This is a genomic window from Xenorhabdus sp. NBAII XenSa04 (assembly GCF_963866145.1).
Taxonomy (GTDB): domain Bacteria; phylum Pseudomonadota; class Gammaproteobacteria; order Enterobacterales; family Enterobacteriaceae; genus Xenorhabdus; species Xenorhabdus indica.
The window spans coordinates 1-706 of sequence record NZ_CAWMEB010000304.1 but is presented as its reverse complement, the minus strand read 5'-3'; the positions used below and the strand labels follow the sequence as shown (position 1 = coordinate 706).

The following is a 706-nucleotide window of genomic DNA, read 5'->3' as shown; positions in this document are numbered from 1 at the left end:
GCGGTTGACGTCTATGCTTGAAGATGCCGCGCCGGTCGTTTTGCTGACCCAAACGTTGCTGATGCAGACAACGCTGATACTAACAACACAGTTAGACAAACTGGCAAACCCTGTTCCCACCGTAACCCTTGACGATCTGGAACCGTTCCTGACGACACAACCCGCTCATAACCCGGATGTGCAGGCACTGGGGCTGACATCACACCATCTGGCTTATGTGATCTATACCTCCGGCTCAACCGGCGTTCCCAAAGGGGTGATGGTCGAACATCGTAACGTGCTCCGTCTTATCATCAATAATGGTTTCGCCGATATTGGGCCTGATGACTGTGTGGCCCACTGTGCCAATATGGCTTTTGATGCATCAACCTGGGAAATCTGGTCAGCCTTACTCAATGGCGGACGCTTGTATGTGGTTCCACAATCCACACTGCTTGACCCGCCACGTTTCCGTGACTCACTGATCAGAGGACAAGTGACTGCCCTCTGGTTAACTGCCGGCTTGTTCAACGAATATCTCCCCGATATCAAACCGTTGTTTGGACAGTTGCGTTATCTGCTTGTTGGCGGGGATGTCCTCGATCCGAGAAAAATCCAGCAGGTGCAATTGGCTCAATCGCAACCGTTGCACTTGCTCAACGGTTATGGCCCAACGGAAACCACGACGTTTGCCGCCACTTATGCCATTACTTCCGCCGTCGATATT

At 52.1% G+C, this 706-nt stretch carries 1 protein-coding gene; it reads left to right on the top strand.

The window, feature by feature from the left end; genetic code table 11:
- A partial coding sequence (locus AAC147_RS10890) for an AMP-binding protein (protein ID WP_156115471.1) occupies positions 1-706 on the top strand: 706 nt, incomplete at both ends.